Annotated in this window: 20 protein-coding genes and 1 pseudogene; 8 read left to right on the forward strand and 13 right to left on the reverse strand. The window is 70.7% G+C overall.

Features of this window, described 5'->3' with window-relative positions; translation table 11 throughout:
- Positions 1–55 precede the first annotated feature (55 nt).
- Together EJC51_RS30335 and EJC51_RS30340 are read left to right on the forward strand one after the other, a co-directional pair.
- Positions 56–1,339, forward strand: coding sequence for a thymidine phosphorylase (locus tag EJC51_RS30335; RefSeq protein ID WP_126273981.1), 1,284 nt, complete (start codon positions 56–58; stop codon positions 1,337–1,339).
- 74 nt (positions 1,340–1,413) lie between these two features.
- Positions 1,414–2,001, forward strand: coding sequence for a Uma2 family endonuclease (locus tag EJC51_RS30340; RefSeq protein ID WP_126273982.1), 588 nt, complete (start codon positions 1,414–1,416; stop codon positions 1,999–2,001).
- Position 2,002: 1 nt separating this feature from the next.
- On the opposite strand, the gene EJC51_RS30345 is transcribed toward EJC51_RS30340, so the two are convergent.
- Positions 2,003–2,923 carry an AEC family transporter gene (locus EJC51_RS30345; protein WP_126273983.1) on the reverse strand — a complete coding sequence of 307 codons (921 nt, stop codon included), beginning with the start codon at positions 2,921–2,923 and terminating at the stop codon, positions 2,003–2,005.
- 164 nt (positions 2,924–3,087) lie between these two features.
- On the opposite strand from EJC51_RS30345, the pseudogene EJC51_RS48890 reads away from it, so the two are divergent.
- Positions 3,088–3,330 (forward strand): annotated as a pseudogene (locus EJC51_RS48890) (STAS domain-containing protein); the annotation flags it as partial.
- Between the two features lie 30 nt (positions 3,331–3,360).
- On the opposite strand, the gene EJC51_RS30355 reads toward EJC51_RS48890, so the two are convergent.
- The gene (locus tag EJC51_RS30355; RefSeq protein WP_126273984.1) at positions 3,361–4,383 is read right to left on the reverse strand and encodes a sigma-70 family RNA polymerase sigma factor; all 1,023 of its coding nucleotides are present in this window, start codon (positions 4,381–4,383) and stop codon (positions 3,361–3,363) included.
- 178 nt (positions 4,384–4,561) lie between these two features.
- The gene (locus tag EJC51_RS30360) at positions 4,562–5,830 is read right to left on the reverse strand and encodes an MFS transporter (protein ID WP_126273985.1); all 1,269 of its coding nucleotides are present in this window, start codon (positions 5,828–5,830) and stop codon (positions 4,562–4,564) included.
- 63 nt (positions 5,831–5,893) lie between these two features.
- Here EJC51_RS30360 and EJC51_RS30365 point away from each other — a divergent pair, with 63 nt between their 5' ends.
- Positions 5,894–6,853: a LysR family transcriptional regulator gene (locus tag EJC51_RS30365; RefSeq protein ID WP_126273986.1), complete on the forward strand. Its 960-nt coding sequence runs from the start codon at positions 5,894–5,896 to the stop codon at positions 6,851–6,853.
- Between the two features lie 96 nt (positions 6,854–6,949).
- On the opposite strand, the gene EJC51_RS30370 is transcribed toward EJC51_RS30365, so the two are convergent.
- Positions 6,950–7,711 carry a prolyl oligopeptidase family serine peptidase gene (locus tag EJC51_RS30370; RefSeq protein WP_126273987.1) on the reverse strand — a complete coding sequence of 254 codons (762 nt, stop codon included), beginning with the start codon at positions 7,709–7,711 and terminating at the stop codon, positions 6,950–6,952.
- 113 nt (positions 7,712–7,824) lie between these two features.
- Here EJC51_RS30370 and EJC51_RS30375 point away from each other — a divergent pair, with 113 nt between their 5' ends.
- Together EJC51_RS30375 and EJC51_RS30380 are read left to right on the forward strand one after the other, a co-directional pair.
- On the forward strand, positions 7,825–8,988 hold the full coding sequence (locus EJC51_RS30375; RefSeq protein WP_126273988.1) for an adenosine deaminase: 1,164 nt from the start codon (positions 7,825–7,827) through the stop codon (positions 8,986–8,988).
- Positions 8,989–9,129: 141 nt separating this feature from the next.
- On the forward strand, positions 9,130–9,489 hold the full coding sequence (locus tag EJC51_RS30380) for an ATP-binding protein (RefSeq protein ID WP_126273989.1): 360 nt from the start codon (positions 9,130–9,132) through the stop codon (positions 9,487–9,489).
- Positions 9,490–9,564: 75 nt separating this feature from the next.
- On the opposite strand, the gene EJC51_RS30385 is transcribed toward EJC51_RS30380, so the two are convergent.
- The 5 genes from EJC51_RS30385 to afsQ1 form a co-directional block, all read right to left on the reverse strand.
- Positions 9,565–9,774 carry a PspC domain-containing protein gene (locus tag EJC51_RS30385; RefSeq protein ID WP_059193179.1) on the reverse strand — a complete coding sequence of 70 codons (210 nt, stop codon included), beginning with the start codon at positions 9,772–9,774 and terminating at the stop codon, positions 9,565–9,567.
- Between the two features lie 101 nt (positions 9,775–9,875).
- Positions 9,876–10,415, reverse strand: a complete 540-nt coding sequence (locus tag EJC51_RS30390) for a VanZ family protein (protein WP_126273990.1) — start codon at positions 10,413–10,415, stop codon at positions 9,876–9,878.
- Positions 10,416–10,519: 104 nt separating this feature from the next.
- A complete protein-coding gene (locus EJC51_RS30395; protein ID WP_126273991.1) occupies positions 10,520–11,134 on the reverse strand; it encodes a hypothetical protein in 615 nt (204 codons plus the stop codon).
- Positions 11,131–12,699 carry a sensor histidine kinase gene (locus EJC51_RS30400; RefSeq protein WP_126273992.1) on the reverse strand — a complete coding sequence of 523 codons (1,569 nt, stop codon included), beginning with the start codon at positions 12,697–12,699 and terminating at the stop codon, positions 11,131–11,133. The genes EJC51_RS30395 and EJC51_RS30400 overlap by 4 nt, the downstream gene beginning before the upstream one ends.
- Positions 12,696–13,373: a two-component system response regulator AfsQ1 gene (afsQ1, locus tag EJC51_RS30405; protein ID WP_013001223.1), complete on the reverse strand. Its 678-nt coding sequence runs from the start codon at positions 13,371–13,373 to the stop codon at positions 12,696–12,698. The genes EJC51_RS30400 and afsQ1 overlap by 4 nt, the downstream gene beginning before the upstream one ends.
- Positions 13,374–13,617: 244 nt before the next feature.
- On the opposite strand from afsQ1, the gene EJC51_RS30410 reads away from it, so the two are divergent.
- On the forward strand, positions 13,618–14,361 hold the full coding sequence (locus tag EJC51_RS30410; protein WP_059192707.1) for a SigE family RNA polymerase sigma factor: 744 nt from the start codon (positions 13,618–13,620) through the stop codon (positions 14,359–14,361).
- A 179-nt stretch (positions 14,362–14,540) separates the two neighbouring features.
- On the opposite strand, the gene EJC51_RS30415 is transcribed toward EJC51_RS30410, so the two are convergent.
- Both EJC51_RS30415 and EJC51_RS30420 read right to left on the reverse strand, forming a co-directional pair.
- Positions 14,541–14,873: a DUF6281 family protein gene (locus EJC51_RS30415; protein WP_126273993.1), complete on the reverse strand. Its 333-nt coding sequence runs from the start codon at positions 14,871–14,873 to the stop codon at positions 14,541–14,543.
- 31 nt (positions 14,874–14,904) lie between these two features.
- Positions 14,905–15,612 (reverse strand): uridine kinase family protein, encoded by a 708-nt coding sequence (locus EJC51_RS30420; RefSeq protein WP_126273994.1) that lies wholly within the window; start codon positions 15,610–15,612, stop codon positions 14,905–14,907.
- A 60-nt stretch (positions 15,613–15,672) separates the two neighbouring features.
- On the opposite strand from EJC51_RS30420, the gene EJC51_RS30425 reads away from it, so the two are divergent.
- On the forward strand, positions 15,673–16,083 hold the full coding sequence (locus EJC51_RS30425; protein ID WP_126273995.1) for a hypothetical protein: 411 nt from the start codon (positions 15,673–15,675) through the stop codon (positions 16,081–16,083).
- A gap of 80 nt (positions 16,084–16,163) precedes the next feature.
- On the opposite strand, the gene EJC51_RS30430 is transcribed toward EJC51_RS30425, so the two are convergent.
- Positions 16,164–17,048, reverse strand: a complete 885-nt coding sequence (locus tag EJC51_RS30430) for an aldehyde dehydrogenase family protein (RefSeq protein WP_126273996.1) — start codon at positions 17,046–17,048, stop codon at positions 16,164–16,166.
- Positions 17,041–18,477 (reverse strand): aldehyde dehydrogenase family protein, encoded by a 1,437-nt coding sequence (locus tag EJC51_RS30435; RefSeq protein ID WP_126273997.1) that lies wholly within the window; start codon positions 18,475–18,477, stop codon positions 17,041–17,043. The genes EJC51_RS30430 and EJC51_RS30435 overlap by 8 nt, the downstream gene beginning before the upstream one ends.
- Positions 18,478–18,482: the final 5 nt, after the last annotated feature.

The raw sequence follows: 18,482 nt of genomic DNA on the forward strand, positions 1-18,482 counted from the left end.
CTCTGAATCGCTCAGGGGGGCCGTGCGATTTCCCTGTACGTCCGGAAGGAAATCCATGGCCATGGACGCCATCTCCGTCATCCGCACCAAGCGGGACCGCGGTGAGCTCAGCGACGAGCAGATCGACTGGGTCATCGACGCGTACACCCGCGGCGAGGTCGCCGACTACCAGATGGCCGCGCTGAACATGGCCATCCTCCTCAACGGCATGAACCGCCGCGAGATCTCCCGCTGGACCGCCGCGATGATCGCGTCCGGCGAGCGCATGAACTTCTCGTCCCTCTCCCTCCCGACGGCGGACAAGCACTCCACGGGCGGCGTCGGCGACAAGATCACGCTCCCGCTGGCCCCCCTGGTGGCGGCCTGCGGCGCGGCCGTGCCCCAGCTCTCCGGCCGCGGCCTCGGCCACACCGGCGGCACCCTGGACAAGCTGGAGTCGATCCCCGGCTGGCGCGCGCTGCTCTCCAACGAGGAGATGCTGCACGTCCTCGACACCACCGGCGCGGTCATCTGCGCGGCGGGCGACGGCCTGGCCCCCGCCGACAAGAAGCTCTACGCCCTGCGGGACGTGACCGGCACGGTGGAGGCGATCCCCCTGATCGCCTCGTCCATCATGTCGAAGAAGATCGCCGAGGGCACCGGCTCCCTCGTCCTGGACGTGAAGGTCGGCTCCGGCGCCTTCATGAAGACGATCGAGGACGCGCGTGAGCTGGCGTCGACGATGGTCGGCCTGGGCACCGACCACGGCGTGAAGACGGTCGCGCTCCTGACGGACATGTCGACCCCGCTCGGCCTCACGGCGGGCAACGCGCTGGAGGTCCGCGAGTCGGTGGAGGTCCTGGCCGGCGGCGGCCCGGCCGACGTCGTCGAGCTGACGATCGCCCTGGCCCGCGAAATGCTGGACGCGGCCGGCGTCCGCGACGCCGACCCGGCGAAGGCCCTGGCCGACGGCTCCGCGATGGACGTCTGGCGCCGGATGATCGCGGCCCAGGGCGGCGACCCGGACGCGGAGCTGCCGGTGGCGAAGGAGCAGCACGTGGTGAAGGCGTCCGCCGCGGGCGTCCTGACCCGCCTCGACGCCTACGACATCGGCGTCGCCGCCTGGCGCCTCGGCGCGGGCCGCGCCCGCAAGGAGGACCCGGTGCAGGCGGGCGCGGGCATCGAGATGCACGCCAAGCCCGGCGACACGGTGACGGCGGGCCAGCCCCTCCTGACCCTCCACACGGACACGCCGGAACGCTTCGAGTACGCGCTCCAGGCGATCGAGGGTTCCTACGACATCGCCGCCGCGGGCACGGACTTCACGGCGTCGCCCGTCGTGCTGGAACGTATCGCCTGAGCTGCGGTTTCCTCTTTCCGGTGAACGGGATCGGTGGACTGCCGCCGGTCCCGTTCGGCGTGTTGGATGTGGGCATGAGGGCATGCGAAGGCGACTACATCCTGACGGACAGTGAGTGGGACGAACTCGTCTGGGTATGGGGGCAGACCGACGTCCCCAAGGGCTGCAAGGTGGAGATCATCGATGGGCTGATCACGGTGACGCCCTACTCCGCCCAGGCTCACCACGGCACCGTCGAGCCGGTGCAGCGGCGCCTCTACGGGGTGATCCCCGAGGACTGGGGGGTCTTCCAGACCCAGGCCATCGCCGTCCCGTCGCGGCTGGGCATGTTCATCCCGGACATCCTGGTGGCGCCGGTCCAGGAGTGCACCGAGGCGGACAGCTGCCTTCCGGCCGCCCTCGCGGAACTCGTAGTAGAGATCACCTCCAGGAAGAACGCCCGCCACGACCGCGTGAGCAAGCCGGCCGCCTATGCCTCCGCGGGCATCCCGCTCTACCTCCTGGTCGACCGCTGGGCCCCCGAAGGCCCCACCGCGACGCTCTACGGCGAACCGCGGGGCGATGTCTACCGGCCCCTGGCCGTCGCCAAGTTCGGCGAGCTCCTGACGGTTCCGGCCCCCTTCGACCTCGTCATCGACACCGGCGAGTTCCCGGAGACGTGAGTCAGCCGAGCAACGCCGCCACCACCACCAGCACCGGTACCGACAACACCGTCGACACCAGGATCGAGTCCCGCGCCAGCCGCTCGCCGACCCCGTACTGGGACGCGTACGTGTAGAGGTTCTGCGCCGCCGGGAGTGCCGAGGTGACCACCACGTCGAGGAGTTGGTGGCCGCGCAGGCCGAAGACGCCCGCCGCCAGCACCCAGGCGAGCGCGGGCTGGCCGAACGACTTCAGGGCGACCGACAGCAGGACCGGAGCGCGGTCGGGGCCCTTGCCCGGCATCGTGCTGCCGCACAGGGAGATGCCGAAGGCGAGCAGGACCGCCGGGACGGACATGCCGCCGATCAGGGTCAGCGGGTCCATCACCGGGCTCGGCACGTGCACGCCGGTCGCCGCCGCCAGCACGCCTGCCAGGGAACCCACGGCGATCGGATTGCGCAGCGGCGTCAGCAGCCGGCGGCCGAGCGGCCCCTTGTCACCGTCACCGGACAGATCCAGGACCGTCACCGCGATCGGCGCGACGAGGACCAGCTGGAACAGCAGCACCGGAGCCACCAGCGAGGCGTCGCCGAGGACGTACACGGCGATCGGGATGCCCAGATTCCCGGAGTTGACGTAACTGGAGCAGAGCGCGCCGATCGTCGTCCGGCCCACCCCCCAGTGCCGTACGACACCCACCGCGACGAAGACGCCCGCCGCCGCTGCCGTGCTGAGCGCCGTCACCAGCAGGCGGCTGGAGAAGACCACCGACAGGTCGGCCTTCGCCAGGGTGGTGAACAGCAGGGCGGGGGAGGCGACATGGAAGGCGAGCTTGGTCAGCACCTCACGCCCCTGGTCGCCCAAGTAGCCGCGCAGACCGATGACATAGCCGACGCCGATCACGACCGCGATCACGGCGAAGCCCGTCAGCACTCCCTGCACGGAGCCTCCTCACCGGTGAGAAGGGCGTGCGAGATCAGGGGCGGTGCCGATATGTGGGGCATGCACCTAACCCTCCGGGGCAGAAGGGTCGCAGGTCAATGTGATCCCGATCGGCGGACACCGCCGCGACGGCCCGGCAGCGACGACCTTGAGGACGCCCCGCGATGAGTTCCGCCCTTCCGCCCGGTCTACCGCTCGTGGACGCTTCCCTGACACCCGCCGTACTCGTGCTCACCCGCCCCGTCACCCGGGACGAGGTGGCGGGGCTGTGCGACGACGTGCGGGGCCTGCTGGAGGCCACCGGGGCGGGGGTCGTGATCTGTGACGTAGGCGGTCTGGGGCCGCCGGGGCTCGGTGTCGTGGACCTGCTCGCGCGGCTCCAGCTGACCGCCCGGCGGGCCGGGGGACGGATCAGACTGCGCGATCCCGACCCGGCCCTACACGCCCTCCTCGACCTGGTCGGACTCCGCTTCGAGAGCGTCGAGATGGAGGGGGAGGCCGAACAGCGGGAACCACCGCTGGGTGTCGAGGAAGAAGTGGAACCCGGTGAGCCGACCGTCTGAGATCTCCAGCACCTGCACCGCCCAGGGGGTCCAGCCGCCCTCCTCGGGGTCCGGCTTGTACTGCGCGAAGCCCGGCAGACCGTTGACCTGCACCGGCACCAGCCGCGAGCCCTCGCAGGCCGAGCCGAGCGTCGTCATGAAGCCCGTGATGTCGTCGTGGCCCGTCAGCCACAGGTCGAACGGCGGCATCGTCATGATGGCGTCCTCGTGCAGCAACGCCGTCAGGGCCGTCATGTCGTACCCCTCGAAGGCCGCCACATAGCGGTCCAGGAGCTTCTGCTGCTCCTCGTCGAGGGGGTTGGAGACGGCCGCCTCCGCGCCCTGCTTGCCGTCGCTCTCGGCGAGGGTCGCGCGGGCCCGCTGGAGGGCGCTGTTCACCGACGCGACCGTGGTGCCGAGCAACTCGGCGACCTCGCTGGCCTTCCACGCCAGCACCTCGCGCAGGATCAGCACCGCCCGCTGCTTCGGCGGCAGTTGTTGCAGGGCGGCCATGAAGGCGAGCCGCACGGATTCCTTGGCCACGGCAGCCTCCGCCGGGTCCTCGACGGTGGGCAGGATGCGGGCGTCCGGCATCGGCTCCAGCCAGGTGTGGTCCGGGCGGGGGGAGAGGGCGGCCTGGGCGAGGGGGGTGGACTCGGTGAGATCCATGGGCCGGGCGCGTTTGTTGCCCGCGGACAACATGTCCAGACAGACGTTCGTCGCGATGCGGTACAGCCACGAGCGCAGACTCGACCGGCCCTCGAACTTCTCGTAGCTCCGCCAGGCCCGGACCATCGTGTCCTGCACCGCGTCCTCGGCCTCGAAGGAGGAACCGAGCATCCGGTAGCAGTACCCGGTCAGCTCGACCCGGTGTTTCTCCAGCCTGATGTCGAGATCCGCCGTAGTCGTGTCCGTCATCGTCGTCCACCCACCCCTGTGGCCGTTCTGTGTCGCGCCTTCGCGCCCAGCACGTTCGAAGCTATCGCAGGGCACTGACAATGGCCCCCGGAGCAGGCAAACACGCAGGTCAGAAAGCCAATCCCCCTGGCCGACCGACCTCGACCAGGGGGAAGACAGGGGGGAGCGGACGTGCGGCTCAGGCAGTCAGGAGCCGCTGCTGAACCCGAGCCGCACGCGTACCCAGGAGCGTGATCGTGACCACGCCGAACACCGCCAGCAGACCAACCCCCACCGTCCCGGCCCAGCCGCCCGCGTGGAAAGCGAGCGCGCCGACCGTGGAACCGGCACTCGACCCGATGTAGTACGCCGACTGGTAGAGCGCGGACGCCTGCGCGCGGCCCTCCGTCGCCGTCTTGCTCACCGCCGACGACGCCACCGCGTGCCCCGCGAAGAAGCCGCCGGTGATCAGGACCAGGCCGAGCAGGACCAGTACGAGGGAGTCGGCCAGGGACAGGACCAGCCCCGTCGCCGTCGTCGCGCCCGCCGCGTACAGCGCGCCCCGGCGTCCGAGACGCCCGACCAGCCGACCGGCCGTCGACGCCGACACCGTGCCCACCAGGTAGATCAGGAAGATCGACCCGATGATGCCCTGCGGAAGCCCGAACGGCGCCTCCGTCAGCCGGTAGCCGATCACCGTGTACACGCCGCCGAAGACGGTCATGAACAGCGCGCCGATCGCGTACAGCCGACGCAGCAGCGGGTTGGCGAGGTGGTCGCGGACCGTCCCCACCAGCACCCGGGGCCGCAGCGACCCGGCGACGAAGTGCTTCGGCGCCGGAAGCAGCAGCCGGAACGCCACCGCGCAGCCGACGGCGATGACCCCGATGACGGCCAGCGCGACCCGCCAGCCCCACTCCTGGGCCACCCATCCGGTGATGACCCGGCCGCTCATCCCGCCGACGCTGTTGCCCGCGACGAAGAGACCGATAGCGGTGATCAGCGCCTTGGGGCGGACCTCCTCCGCCAGATACGCGGTCGCGGAGGCCGGCAGCCCGGCCAGCGCCGCACCCTGCACCGCCCGCAGCGCGACCAGCGCCGGCAGCGAGGGCGCGAGCGGGACGAGGAGCCCGACCGTCACCGCCACGGCCAGCGAGGCCGTCATGACCGTACGCCGTCCGAACCGCTCGGACAGGGCGCTCATGGGAAGCACGAACAGGGCCAGCCCGCCCGTCGCCGCCGCCACCGTCCAGCTCGCGTCGCTCGCCGCCACCCCGAACTCGTCGGAGATCAGCGGCAGAAGGGCCTGCGTGGAGTAGAGGAGGGCGAAGGTCGCGACACCGGCGAGGAAGAGGGCGAAGCTCATCCGGCGGTAACCGGGGCCGCCCGGGGACAGACGGGAGTCGACGACAGGAACGACGGGGTCGGCGCCCACGCGGGTGGTGGACGCCTCGGTACTGGCAGGCATGACTCGAAGCTACGACCACCTGCGTTGATGCGTCCAATGCATGAACTCGCCATAATCGTTCCCATGGTGCATCAACCCAGCTCACAGCCCCGCCTGTCACCGTCCAGTGACACAGAAGACACGTCGGAGATGTCGATGCTGCTGGCCCCGCGGCTCGCCTACTTCGCCGGCGTCGCCCGCACCGAGCACGTCACCCGGGCCGCCCTGGAGATGAACGTCCCCCAGTCCACGCTCTCCCGCGCGATGGTCCGCCTCGAACAGGACCTGGGCGTCGACCTGTTCGCCCGCATCGGCCGCACGGTCTCCCTCACCCCGTCCGGCCGCGCCTTCCTCACACACGTCGAACGCGCCCTCGCCGAGATCGAACGCGCCGCCGAGGAGGTACGCGCCGACGCCGACCCGGCCACCGGCAAGGTCGCCTTCGGCTTCCTCCACACCATGGGCTCCGAGACCGTCCCCGGCCTGATCCGCGCCTTCCGCGCCGACCATCCCCGCGTCCGCTTCAGCCTCGTCCAGAACTACGGCGAGGCGATGATCGAACGGCTGCGCGCGGGTGAGCTGGACCTGTGTCTGACCTCGCCCGTGCCCGACGCCCCGGACCTCGTCGCCCGCCGCCTCGACGAACAGAAACTCCGCCTGGTCGTGCCCGCCGACCACCCCCTGGCCTCCCGCAAGCGCATCCGCCTCGCCGAGGCCGCCGACGAGACCTTCGTGACCCTGGAACCGGGCTACGGACTGCGCAGAATCACCGACGACCTGTGCAAGGAGGCGGGCTTCCGCCCGAGGGTGGCCTTCGAGGGGGAGGAGGCGGAGACGCTGAGGGGTTTGGTGGCGGCGGGGCTGGGGGTGGCCCTGCTCCCGCCTCCGGCGGTGGCCCGCCCGGGAGTTGCCGAACTGACGGTCACGGCGCCGAGAGCGGCGAGGGAAATCGGCGTCGCATGGCTCGACGGCCACCCGGACACCCCGCCAGTGGCCGCCTTCAAGAAGTTCCTGCTCTCGAAGAGGGGGAGCTTGCTGACCTGAAGGGGCGCGGGGCTGTGTCGATGTGCGGCTCCGCTGCGTGGGCGCGACCGGCCACAGACGACCCGCACCCCGAAGACAACCTCAGCCCACCGAGCTCTACCGCCGCAGACTCCGCCCGAACCCAGAAGCCAACGGCATCCGCAATCCCAGCGGCGGCGGAGCGGCCAACGCGTCCTCCACCGGTCGCGACAACGGCCTCCCGAACAACGCCCCCATCACGAAGTCCTCGGCCAGCGCCAGGACTTCCTCCCGGTACTGCCGCAACCCGTGGCCATCGGCGTGTACTTCGAACCGGCACACATCCCGGTTCGCCTTCTTCGCCCGCGCCGCGAGGCGGAACGACAGCTCCGGGTCGGTCCGTTCGTCATGCGTGCCGTGCACGACCAGCACCCGCCGCCCCGCGAGCTGCTTCACCGGTTCGGGTGGCGCCGCCACATCCTCCTCCGGCAGCCAAGGGGCCAGCGCCACGACGGAGTTGACGGCCTCGTGGCCGCCCGCGTGGAGCGCCGCCCGGCCGCCCATCCCGACTCCGGCGAGGCACACGGAGACGTCGCCGTAACGTCGTACGACCTCGTCCGCGGCCCACGCCGCGTCGCGCGCGAGATGGGCCTCCGAGCCGTTCCAGCCGCGATAGCGGTAGTGGACGACGTGCGTGGCCAGCCCGTCCTCGCGGCCCGCGCGGGCCAGTCGGCGGCCGAGGGCGCGGACGGCGGCGTTGGCCATCATGGGCGACGGCCTGCGTTCGGAGACCTCCTCGCCGCCGGGGAGCAGCAGCACCACGCCGCTCACCGCCGTCGGTTCCGGGCCCGGTGCCCGCCCCAGCCGGGCCGTGCGAACCGGCGTCGATTGCTGTGCCATGACAGAACAGTGTCAGAAGCAACGGTGTACGCCACCTGTCGGGGCGGTCACCGTTACGTATCGGCGGTGTTGTACACCGCGCGATCTACGCGCGTAGGAGTTAGAGTGCGGAAATGACGAGCCAGACTGACCGGATGGGGAAGACCCCGAGCTCGGACCAGATCCGCCGGGCGCCCAAGGTTCTGCTGCACGATCACCTCGACGGCGGGCTGCGTCCCGGCACGATCGTCGAGCTGGCCCGGGAGACCGGGTACACCCAACTCCCCGAGCACGACGCCGACAAGCTCGGCATCTGGTTCCGCGAGGCCGCCGACTCCGGTTCGCTGGAACGGTACTTGGAGACCTTCTCGCACACCGTCGGCGTGATGCAGACCCGGGACGCGCTGGTGCGGGTCGCCGCCGAGTGCGCCGAGGACCTCGCCGCGGACGGGGTCGTCTACGCCGAGGTGCGGTACGCGCCCGAACAGCACCTGGAGAAGGGGCTGACCCTCGAAGAGGTCGTCGAGGCCGTCAACGAGGGCTTCCGGGAAGGTGAGCGGCGGGCCCGCGAGGACGGGTACCGCATCCGTGTGGGCGCCCTCCTCACCGCCATGCGGCATGCCGCCCGCGCCCTGGAGATCGCCGAACTCGCCAACCGCTACCGCGACCTGGGCGTCGTCGGCTTCGACATCGCGGGTGCCGAGGCCGGCTTCCCGCCCACCCGGCACCTCGACGCCTTCGAGTACCTCAAGCGGGAGAACAACCACTTCACCATCCACGCCGGCGAGGCCTTCGGGCTGCCGTCGATCTGGCAGGCGCTCCAGTGGTGCGGCGCCGACCGGCTCGGGCACGGGGTGCGGATCATCGACGACATCGAGGTGCAGGGCGACGGGAGCGTCAAGCTCGGCCGGCTCGCCTCGTACGTCCGCGACAAGCGCATCCCGTTGGAGCTGTGCCCCAGCTCCAACCTCCAGACCGGGGCCGCCGCCTCCTATGCCGAGCACCCCATCGGGCTGCTGCGGCGGCTGCATTTCCGGGCCACGGTGAACACCGACAACCGGCTGATGTCCGGCACCAGCATGAGCCGGGAATTCGAGCATCTGGTCGGAGCATTCGGCTACACGCTCGACGACATGCAGTGGTTCTCCGTCAATGCGATGAAATCAGCGTTCATTCCTTTCGATGAACGACTGGCGATGATCAATGACGTCATCAAGCCCGGATATGCCGAGCTGAAGTCCGAATGGCTGTTCCAGCAGACCGCCTCCACCAGCGGTTCTGTGGGAGATGAGGGCTGATCGAGTGACAAAGGGGGGATCGAAATGCGGACGGGCATTCACCAACCGTCCGCATTTCGATGTTTGCGGCGGGTGGCCTGGCATGTTTACGGTCGTGGACCGCTCACACCCACCGTCATCTCATTTCGAGGACGCAATTTCATGAAGCAGTCTGCTGCCAAGACCCTCGGTGTCGCCGCCCTCGGTGCCGCCTTCGCCGCCACCGGCGCGGGCGCCGCGAACGCCGCCCCGGCCGTTCCGGACGCCTCCCAGGCGCTGGACACCGTCACCAGGACGCTCCCGGCGGAGAACGTCTCCCAGGCGCTGCCCGGTGCCGGTGAGGCCCTGTCGCAGGCGCAGCCGGCGGTCGCCGCGGGCCTGTCCGCGGTGCAGCCTGCCGCCCAGAAGGTGCTCGCCGACGGCCCGACCGCCCCGGTCGCCGGCCTCCTCGGTGGTCTGCCGGTGGGCCAGACCGGTCTGCCCACGCACGGTCTGCCGGTGAACGGGCTCCCGCTGGGCTGAGCGGCGCCCTCGAACGCCCGAGGGGGCGCACCCGTTGATCCGGGTGCGCCCCCTCGGCGTGTCTGCGAGCGGGAGTTACCAGGCGGCCTGCGTCCGGTCGGCCTTGCCCTCGGACGGGAACAGGATCCACAGCGCGATGTAGAGCAGGAACTGCGGGCCGGGCAGGAGGCACGAGAGCAGGAAGATCACCCGCATCGTGGTCGCGGAGGTGCCGAAGCGCCGAGCCAGCGCGGCGCACACTCCGCCGATCATCCGGCCGTGGGTGGGGCGGGCAAGGCGGTTCATCATCTGCTCCTTCGTGAGCGTCGCGGAGGCTTCTTCACCGGCTTGTCCGGTCGCCTCATCTGCCTTCAACGCTACGGAGACGAAGGGGGCAAAGCGTCGCTCTACGGTGCGATCCCGACCCTGGGAAACGTCGGGGTCCGACCCTGAGCCGCTTCCTCCTGGGGAACGGCCCTCCGCGCGTGGCGGCGCAGCCAGGAGCGGGACACGGGCACGACGGCGACATGGGCGAGCACCACGCCGGCCGTGTTCAGGAGCAGGGAGTCCACGTCCGGGACCCGGCCGGGCACGCCGGTCTGGAGCAGCAGGATGCCGAGGGAGACCAGGGCGCCCGCGAGGGCCGTACGGATCAGGGACCCCAGCGTCGAGGTCCACAGCCTGCCGTGGGTCGTCGGCAGCAGCACACCGAGCGGAGCCAGCAGCGCCAGCCCTTCCGCGATCCGCCGGGCCGCCTCGGGCCGGCCCAGGGCCAGGTCGGCCCGGATGCCGGCGAACGGCGTCAGATTGGGCGGCATCACCCAGGGCACGTCCAGGGGACGCAGCGTGAACCAGGCGACGAACGCGAGGTGTGCGACGAGGAGGACACCCCCCGCCGCACGGACACGGATCGCGGCGTTGCCGCCGATGAAGCCTTCACGCTGCACGCCCCCCTAGACGCCGGGCCCGGCGCGATCGGTTCCGGAATACCCCGATGCGCCTGGGTGAGGCGTGCGCCACAGGGGTACGCCGACCGCCCGGCCCGGGCCCGTCAGCCGCCCGTGACCTCGGAGGACGGCGCCTTCTCGGTGTTCGGGGCGGCCCGGACGTCGTCCGTGCACTCGTAACTGCGCAGCGGGGCCTTGTCCGGGCCGCCGAGGATGACCGAGCCGTCGCCCTCGGCCGCCGCCGAATCGGAGAACGTGCACACGATCTGGGCGAGCGCGGAGTCGGTGAGGGCGTCCGGCGGGAAGCTGAGCCTCAGGGTGTCGTCAGGGTCCCCGGGACGCGGCCCGCTCACCGTGATGCCGTCGCGGACCGTGGTGGTGTACCCGGCCTCCTGCTCACCGGACGACGGGGCCGCCGCGAGCTGGTTGAGCAGCTCCTGCGCGACCTCGACCCGACGCCGCGAGTCCGCCGTACCGTCCTCGACGCTCACCGTCCGGTCGACGGCCACCAGCGACGCACCGCACAGCAGGAACACCTGCACCGGCAGCCCGCGCGAGGACTGCGTCGAGATGTCCGGCGAGGAGGCGGAGCAGGCCACCCGGGACGGCGCGGGACCGAAGTCGGTCGGCACCTCGGTGGCCCGGATGCCGCACCCCGTGAGCACCGCGGCCAGTACGGGCAACGCCACCGGCAGCGCGAGAAGACGTCGTACGCTCATGGGCTCTTCTTCTCCTCGCCCTCCTGCGCCAGCTCCGACACGTCCCTGGGCAGCCGCAGCGTGAACACCGCGCCGCCCTCGGGGGAGTTGGCGGCGGTGATCTCGCCGCCGTGGATGTGGGCGTTCTCCAGGGCGATGGAGAGGCCGAGTCCGCTGCCCTCGGAGCGGGGGCGGGAGGCGCTCGCCTTGTAGAAGCGGTCGAAGACGTGCGGCAGGACGTCCTCGGGGATGCCGGGCCCGTGGTCGCGCACCTCGATGACGACCTCGGCGGCCTCGCCGCCCTCGGCGTCCGCCGTGCGCACCGCCACCCGTACCGGGGAGCCGCCGTGCTTGAGGGCGTTGCCGATCAGGTTCGCCAGGATCACGTCCAGGCGGCGCGGGTCGAGGCGGGCGTGGATGCCGCGCTCGGCGTCCAGGTCGACCGCGTCCAGCCAGGCCCGCGCGTCGATGCAGGCGGTGATCTGGTCGGCGACGTCGACGTCGTCCAGGACGAGGCGGGCGGTGCCCGCGTCGAAGCGGGTGACCTCCATGAGGTTCTCGACGAGGTCGTTGAGGCGGCGGGTCTCGCTGACCACCAGCCGCACCGCCGGCTCGATCATCGGGTCCATCGAACCCGACTCCGCCTCCAGCTCCTCCTCCAGGATCTCCGTCACGGCGGTGATCGCGGTGAGCGGCGTGCGCAGCTCATGGCTCATGTCCGCCACGAACCGCCGGGACGCGTCGTCCCGCGCGGCCATGTCGTCGACCCGTTTCTCCAGCGCCTCGGCCGCGTCGTTGAACGTCCGTGACAGATCGGCGAGTTCGTCGGTCCCGGACACCCGCAGCCGGGTGTCCAGCTTGCCCTCGCCCAGCCGGCGCGCGGCGACGCCGAGCCGGTGCACCGGCTTCAGTACGGTCGTGGCGGCGGCCTGCGCGAGCAGCGCCGAGCCGATCAGGGCGAGACCGGTCGCGATACCCAGCGACCAGGCAAGGGAGTTGAGGTCCTTCGCCTCCGGCTCCAGGGACTTCAGCATGTACCCGGTGGTGCCGCCGTTGATGACCTTCGTACCGGCCACCAGATACGGGGTGCCGTCCTCCACCACGCGCTGCCAGTACAGGTGGTACGCGTACTTGTTGTGGGAGTCGACCTTCTGTTCCTCGTTCACCGCCGTGCGCAGCGACTTGGGCACGTCCTGGAGCGAGAAGCCGTTCAGGGCACCGGAGTTGGCGGAGATGTCCGTGCCGTCGGAGTCCTGCGCGACGAGCAGCACGCTGAAGCGCTGGCTGCTCGTTGCCATCTCCCGGGCGGTGCGCTGGAGTTCGTACTGCTCGGGGTGGGCGCGCAGCAGGCCCGCGCGGTTCTGCATCTCCTGCTGGAAGTCCCGCAGCACCGCGTCCTGGGTACGGGTGAGCACGGCCTCGCGATTCAGCCAGTACGCGATCCCGGACGCCGACACGGCGGCGGTGAGTGCGACGAGACCGAAGACGACGACGAGCCGCAGCCGCAGACTGGTGAAACGCAGCCGCGACAGATGTCCCTTGCGAGCCGCGGCCCAGCCGCGGACCCCCCCTTGCGCTTGGGTCACTGAGGCGTGTCCAGCCGGTAGCCGACACCACGGACCGTACGGATCAGCGTCGGGGAGGACGGCACGTCCTCGACCTTGGCGCGCAGCCGCTGCACACAGGCGTCGACGAGCCGCGAGTCACCGAGGTAGTCGTGCTCCCAGACCAGGCGCAGGAGTTGCTGCCGGGACAGCGCCTGCCCGGGCCGCCGGCTCAGCTCAAGGAGGAGCCGCAGCTCGGTCGGCGTCAGCTGTAGGTCCTCGCCGTTCTTGGTGACGGTCATGGCGGCCCGGTCGATGACCAGACTGCCGAAGGTCGCCGCGTCGTTCGCCTCCCGCTCGCCGCGCCGCAGCACGGCACGGATTCGGGCGTCGAGCACCCGCCCCTGCACGGGTTTGACGACGTAGTCGTCGGCACCGGACTCCAGGCCGACCACCACGTCGATGTCGTCACTGCGCGCGGTCAGCAGAATGATCGGCAACTGGTCCGTGCGCCGGATGCGCCGGCACACCTCGAACCCGTCGATGCCGGGCAGCATGACATCCAGCACGATCAGGTCCGGCCGCTGCTCACGCAGCAGCTTCAGGCCGTCCTCGCCGGTGGCAGCGGTGGCAACCCGGTGACCCTGGCGCGTCAGAGACAGCTCCAGGGCCGTACGGATGGCGTCGTCGTCCTCGATCAGCAACAGGGAAGGCACGGGGCTCATTCTGGCCCATGGTGGGGTGGGGTTTCGACACCTGTACGGGTACGTGCACATACCGCTGCACTCAGTGATCGGCCTGTGCGATTCCTGGGACAAGGCCCTGTGACAGGTCTGTGACAGTCGGCGGACACGGCCATGAAGGTGCGAGGGCAAGCTTTTCGGCACAGGCAAGGAAGCGGCAACGAACTCCAGCGCCTGAGCAAGCCGAACACCGGAAGTCCACGACGGGGGGCGCGAGATGAACACGCTGCACAGCAACAGCACCAGCGCAGTGATCACGCGTCTGCACGACGTGAACGGGGGCCGGGGTTCCGAGAAGTCCGGTGCCGTGAGCGGGCGGGGGTGCGCTCGCGGCACCGGGCGTCAGCACACCGCGTACATGACGGTGGTTGACGGTTTCACGGGGGAATCGCACGGGGGTGCGGCGTACGGGGAGGGCTCGGGGGAGCGTCGGTCACTGTCGGAGGCGGAGTTCACCGCCTACGTCCAGGAGCGCCGTGCCTCCCTGTACGCAACCGCCTACCACCTCACCGGGGACCGCTTCGAGGCCGAGGACCTGCTGCAGAGCGCGCTGTTCTCGACGTACAAGGCCTGGGACCGGATCAGTGACAAGGCCGCGGTCGGGGGCTACCTCCGCCGCACCATGACGAATCTGCACATCAGCGCGTGGCGCCGCCGCAAGCTGAACGAGTACCCGACCGAGGAACTGCCGGAGACGCCCGGCGACACGGACGCGATGCGCGGCACCGAACTGCGCGCGGTCCTGTGGCAGGCGCTGGCCCGGCTGCCCGAACTCCAGCGGACGATGCTGGTCCTGCGTTACTACGAGGGCCGCACCGACCCGGAGATCGCGGAGATCCTCGACATCAGTGTCGGCACGGTCAAGTCGAGCATCTGGCGGTCGCTCCGCCGGCTGCGCGAGGACGAGGTCCTCAGCCACGGCCGTGACGAGGAGAACGCCTTCGGGGAGCTTGTCGCCTGAAGGTTGGGGGGGAGCACCACCACGGGGAAGCACCACCACGGGGGAGCGGTAACGGTGGTGCGGTAGTACGGGGGAGCAGTAACCGGGGGGTTTCACGGGGGAAGCACCACGGGGGAACACGGGGGATGGCGGGGCTGGAGGGCCGGGGGGTCCGTCCAGCCCCGTTTTCTTGTGCGCGGTCAGCGGTGGACCGTCATGGGAGCCGCGTCGGCCCGGCTGTCTCCCACGGCGATGCTCTCGGTGGGGTCCACGCCCTCGATGGCGTACGCGTTCGTCTCGTGCTCGCCAGAGCCGTCGTACACGCCGTCCCCGGTGTCGTCGCAGGGTTCGACCCTCACCGTGCCCAGCCGCTCGCCGACGGTGAAGACGGACTTCTCGGTGGGCAGATAGCCCCGCCCGTCGTACCTCACCAGCCCCGCGCAGGAGGCCGCGCCGCCGTCCGACTCCGTGCATCCGGCCAGGGCCAGCACCGCGGCCGTCGCCAGCAGCGCTCCCCATCTGATCGTCGTCATGGTCCTACGACGACGGAGGCCCCGAAGACGTTCAGCCCGCCCGCGTCGAAGCCGCCGGGCGGCGGCCCGCCGCTGCTGCCGCGAGGCGGCCCAGTGCCTCGTCCTTGTCGCAGGCGTGAGCCCCCAGTGCCGTCTGGCGGGCGATGATCGTGCGCTCCAGGCGCATCAGCCGCCAGCCGCGGCGCAGCAGGAACGGCACGGACTTGCGGCCTTCCTTGAGGTCGCGCAGGAAACGCCGGCGGAACGTCTGCACGGGACCGCGGCTCAGGCACAGCGCGTCGGCGAGGACGCCGGTCTCCCGGCAGCGCGTGACGATCTCGGCGGCGAAGATGCCCTCCGCGATGAACAGCGGGGTGCGCCCGATGTCGACGGTCTCCTTGCCGGTGATGGCGCTGAGCGAGATGTCGTACTGCGGGACGTCCGTACGGCCCGTGCGGCACAGCTCGGTGAGCGCGGCGACCGCCGCGTCCGCGTCCCACGAGTCGGGGTGGTCCCAGTCGATGTCGGAACTGCCCGCCACCAGCGGCAGCGTCGGGTCGTCGCCTTCCTTGTAGAAGTCGTCGAGGCGCAGCACCGGGAGGCCGGAGCGGGCCGCGAGAAGGGACTTGCCGGAGCCGGAGGGGCCGCAGAGCAGCACGACGCGCGTCGCTATGGACGAAGGGGAACTCACGGGACACCAGTGTGAGGCATTCACCTGCTGTTCAACGACCCCGCGGGTCGGCTTTGAAGCGCGCGTCACACGTCAACTACCCTTCGTGTCGACCTGATTACCCTGTGCAAGTCGAAGGTGGCAGCAGCAATGGCCCGACACGCGTCCTCCTCCACCCCCACCGCCCAGCGCGCCCTGGCCGCCCTCGCGACCGCGGGCGTGGCCCTGGGCGCAGGCGCCGCGTCGGCCGCCGCGGACACCCAGCCGGTCGTCGACGAGCTGGTCCGCACCCGGCCCACCTCCCTGGGGCAGATCGACCCGCAGGCCGGCCTCCAGGGCATCGCCGGCACGGTCGGCTATGTCACCGGCCCGGTCGCCGGCCTCAAGCCCAACCCTCTCGCGGGCACGGGCGTCGACCCGCTCGACAACGGCCTCGGCACCCAGGTGGCCGACTTCCAGCCGGTCGCCACGCAGATGCTCACGGCGCCCGTGGCGCAGGCCCAGTCCATCGGGAGCATGCCGGTGGTCGGACAGGTCACGAGCCTGCTCGGCAACGGCTGAGACCACCCCTGGGCGCAGCGGAGAGCCGCGGCTCCCCCGGACGGAGGGGAGACGCGGCTCTCCGGTCTCTGCGGCCCGCGTCAGTACGACGAGCCGGACGCGCCCAGCGAACCCGTCGGGTGCCAGACCGTCTTCGTCTCCAGGAACGCCGTCATGCGGTCGATCCCGGGAACGGTCGCGTAATCCACAGGCTGTGGACGGAGAACGCGCTTCAGGTTGTCCGCCGCCGCGATCTCCAGCTCCTTCGCCAGTACGTCGTCGGCGCCGGCGAGATCGATCGCGTTGACGTCCTGGTGCGCGGCCAGCGGCGCCGCGATCTCCGCCGTACGGCCGGACAGGACGTTCACGACACCGCCGGGCAGATCCGAGGTGGCCAGGACCTCGCCGAGGGAGAGGGCCGGGAGCGGGGACTTCTCGGACGCGATGACGATCGCCGTGTTGCCGGTCGCGATGACCGGGGCGACGACCGAGACCAGGCCGAGGAACGACGACTCCTGCGGGGCCAGGACCACGACGACACCCGTCGGCTCGGGCGACGACAGGTTGAAGTACGGGCCCGCCACCGGGTTCGCGCCGCCGATCACCTGGGCGATCTTGTCGGTCCAGCCCGCGTACCAGACCCAGCGGTCGATCGCCGCGTCGACCTGGTCGGCCGCCTTCGACTTCGACAGGCCCTCCGCGTCGGCCACTTCGCGAACGAACTGCGCCTTGCGGCCCTCCAGCATCTCCGCGATGCGGTACAGGATCTGGCCGCGGTTGTAGGCCGTGGCCCCCGCCCAGCCGCCGAAGGCCTTGCGGGCGGCGACGACCGCGTCACGGGCGTCCTTGCGGCTGGACTGGGGTGCGTTGGCCAGCCAGTTGCCCTTGGAGTCCGTCACCTCGTACACCCGGCCGCTCTCGGAACGCGGGAACTTCCCGCCGACGTACAGCTTGTAGGTCTTGAAGACACTCAAACGGTCAGACATCGAGGTACGCCTCCAGGCCGTGCCGACCGCCCTCGCGGCCGAAGCCCGACTCCTTGTAACCGCCGAACGGCGAGGTCGGGTCGAACTTGTTGAACGTGTTGGACCAGATGACGCCCGCGCGGAGCTTGTTCGCGACGGCGAGGATGCGGGAGCCCTTCTCGGTCCAGATGCCCGCCGACAGGCCGTACTGGCTGTTGTTGGCCTTGGCGACGGCCTCGTCCGGCGTACGGAAGGTCAGCACCGACAGCACCGGGCCGAAGATCTCGTCCCGCGCGATGGTGTGCGCCTGGGTGACGTTCGTGAAGAGCGTCGGGGCGAACCAGTAGCCGGAGGAGGGGAGTTCGCACGCCGGCGACCAGCGCTCGGCGCCCTCCGCCTCGCCCTGCTCGACGAGCGAGGTGATCCGGGCCAGCTGCTCCTCGGAGTTGATCGCGCCGATGTCCGTGTTCTTGTCCAGCGGGTCGCCGAGGCGCAGCGTGGACAGGCGGCGCTTCAGGGAGTCCATCAACTCGTCCTGGATCGACTCCTGCACGAGGAGGCGGCTGCCCGCGCAGCACACCTGGCCCTGGTTGAAGAAGATGCCGTTGACGATGCCCTCGACGGCCTGGTCGATCGGGGCGTCGTCGAAGACGATGTTGGCGCCCTTGCCGCCCAGTTCGAGGGTCAGCTTCTTCGACGTGCCCGCGACCGTGCGGGCGATCTGCTTGCCGACGGCGGTGGAGCCGGTGAAGGCGACCTTGTTGACGTCGGGGTGGGCCACCAGCGCGGCGCCCGTGTCGCCGTATCCCGGAAGGATGTTGACGACGCCCTTGGGGAGACCGGCCTGGCGGCAGATGTCCGCGAAGAACAGGGCCGACAGGGGGGTGGTCTCGGCGGGCTTGAGGACGACCGTGTTGCCGGTCGCCAGCGCCGGGGCGATCTTCCACGCCAGCATCAGCAGCGGGAAGTTCCACGGGATGACTTGGCCCGCGACGCCGAGGGGGCGCGGGTTCGCACCGAAGCCGGCGTGGTCGAGCTTGTCGGCCCAGCCCGCGTAGTAGAAGAAGTGCGCGGCGACCAGGGGGAGGTCGGCGTCGCGGGTCTCCTTGATGGGCTTGCCGTTGTCCAGGGTCTCCAGGACGGCGAGTTCGCGGCTGCGCTCCTGGATGATCCGGGCGATGCGGAACAGGTACTTGGCGCGCTCGGAGCCGGGCAGCGCCGACCACTTCTCGAAGGCCTTGCGGGCGGCCCGCACCGCGCGGTCGACGTCCGCCTCGCCCGCCTGGGCGATCTCGGACAGCACTTCCTCGGTGGACGGCGAGACCGTCTTGAAGACCTTGCCGTCGGCGGCTTCCGTGAACTCGCCGTCGATGAACAGGCCGTAGGAGGGCGCGATGTCGACGACGGAGCGGGACTCGGGCGCCGGGGCGTACTCGAATGCAGATGCCATGTGGA

This window comes from Streptomyces aquilus (assembly GCF_003955715.1).
GTDB classification, from domain to species: domain Bacteria; phylum Actinomycetota; class Actinomycetes; order Streptomycetales; family Streptomycetaceae; genus Streptomyces; species Streptomyces aquilus.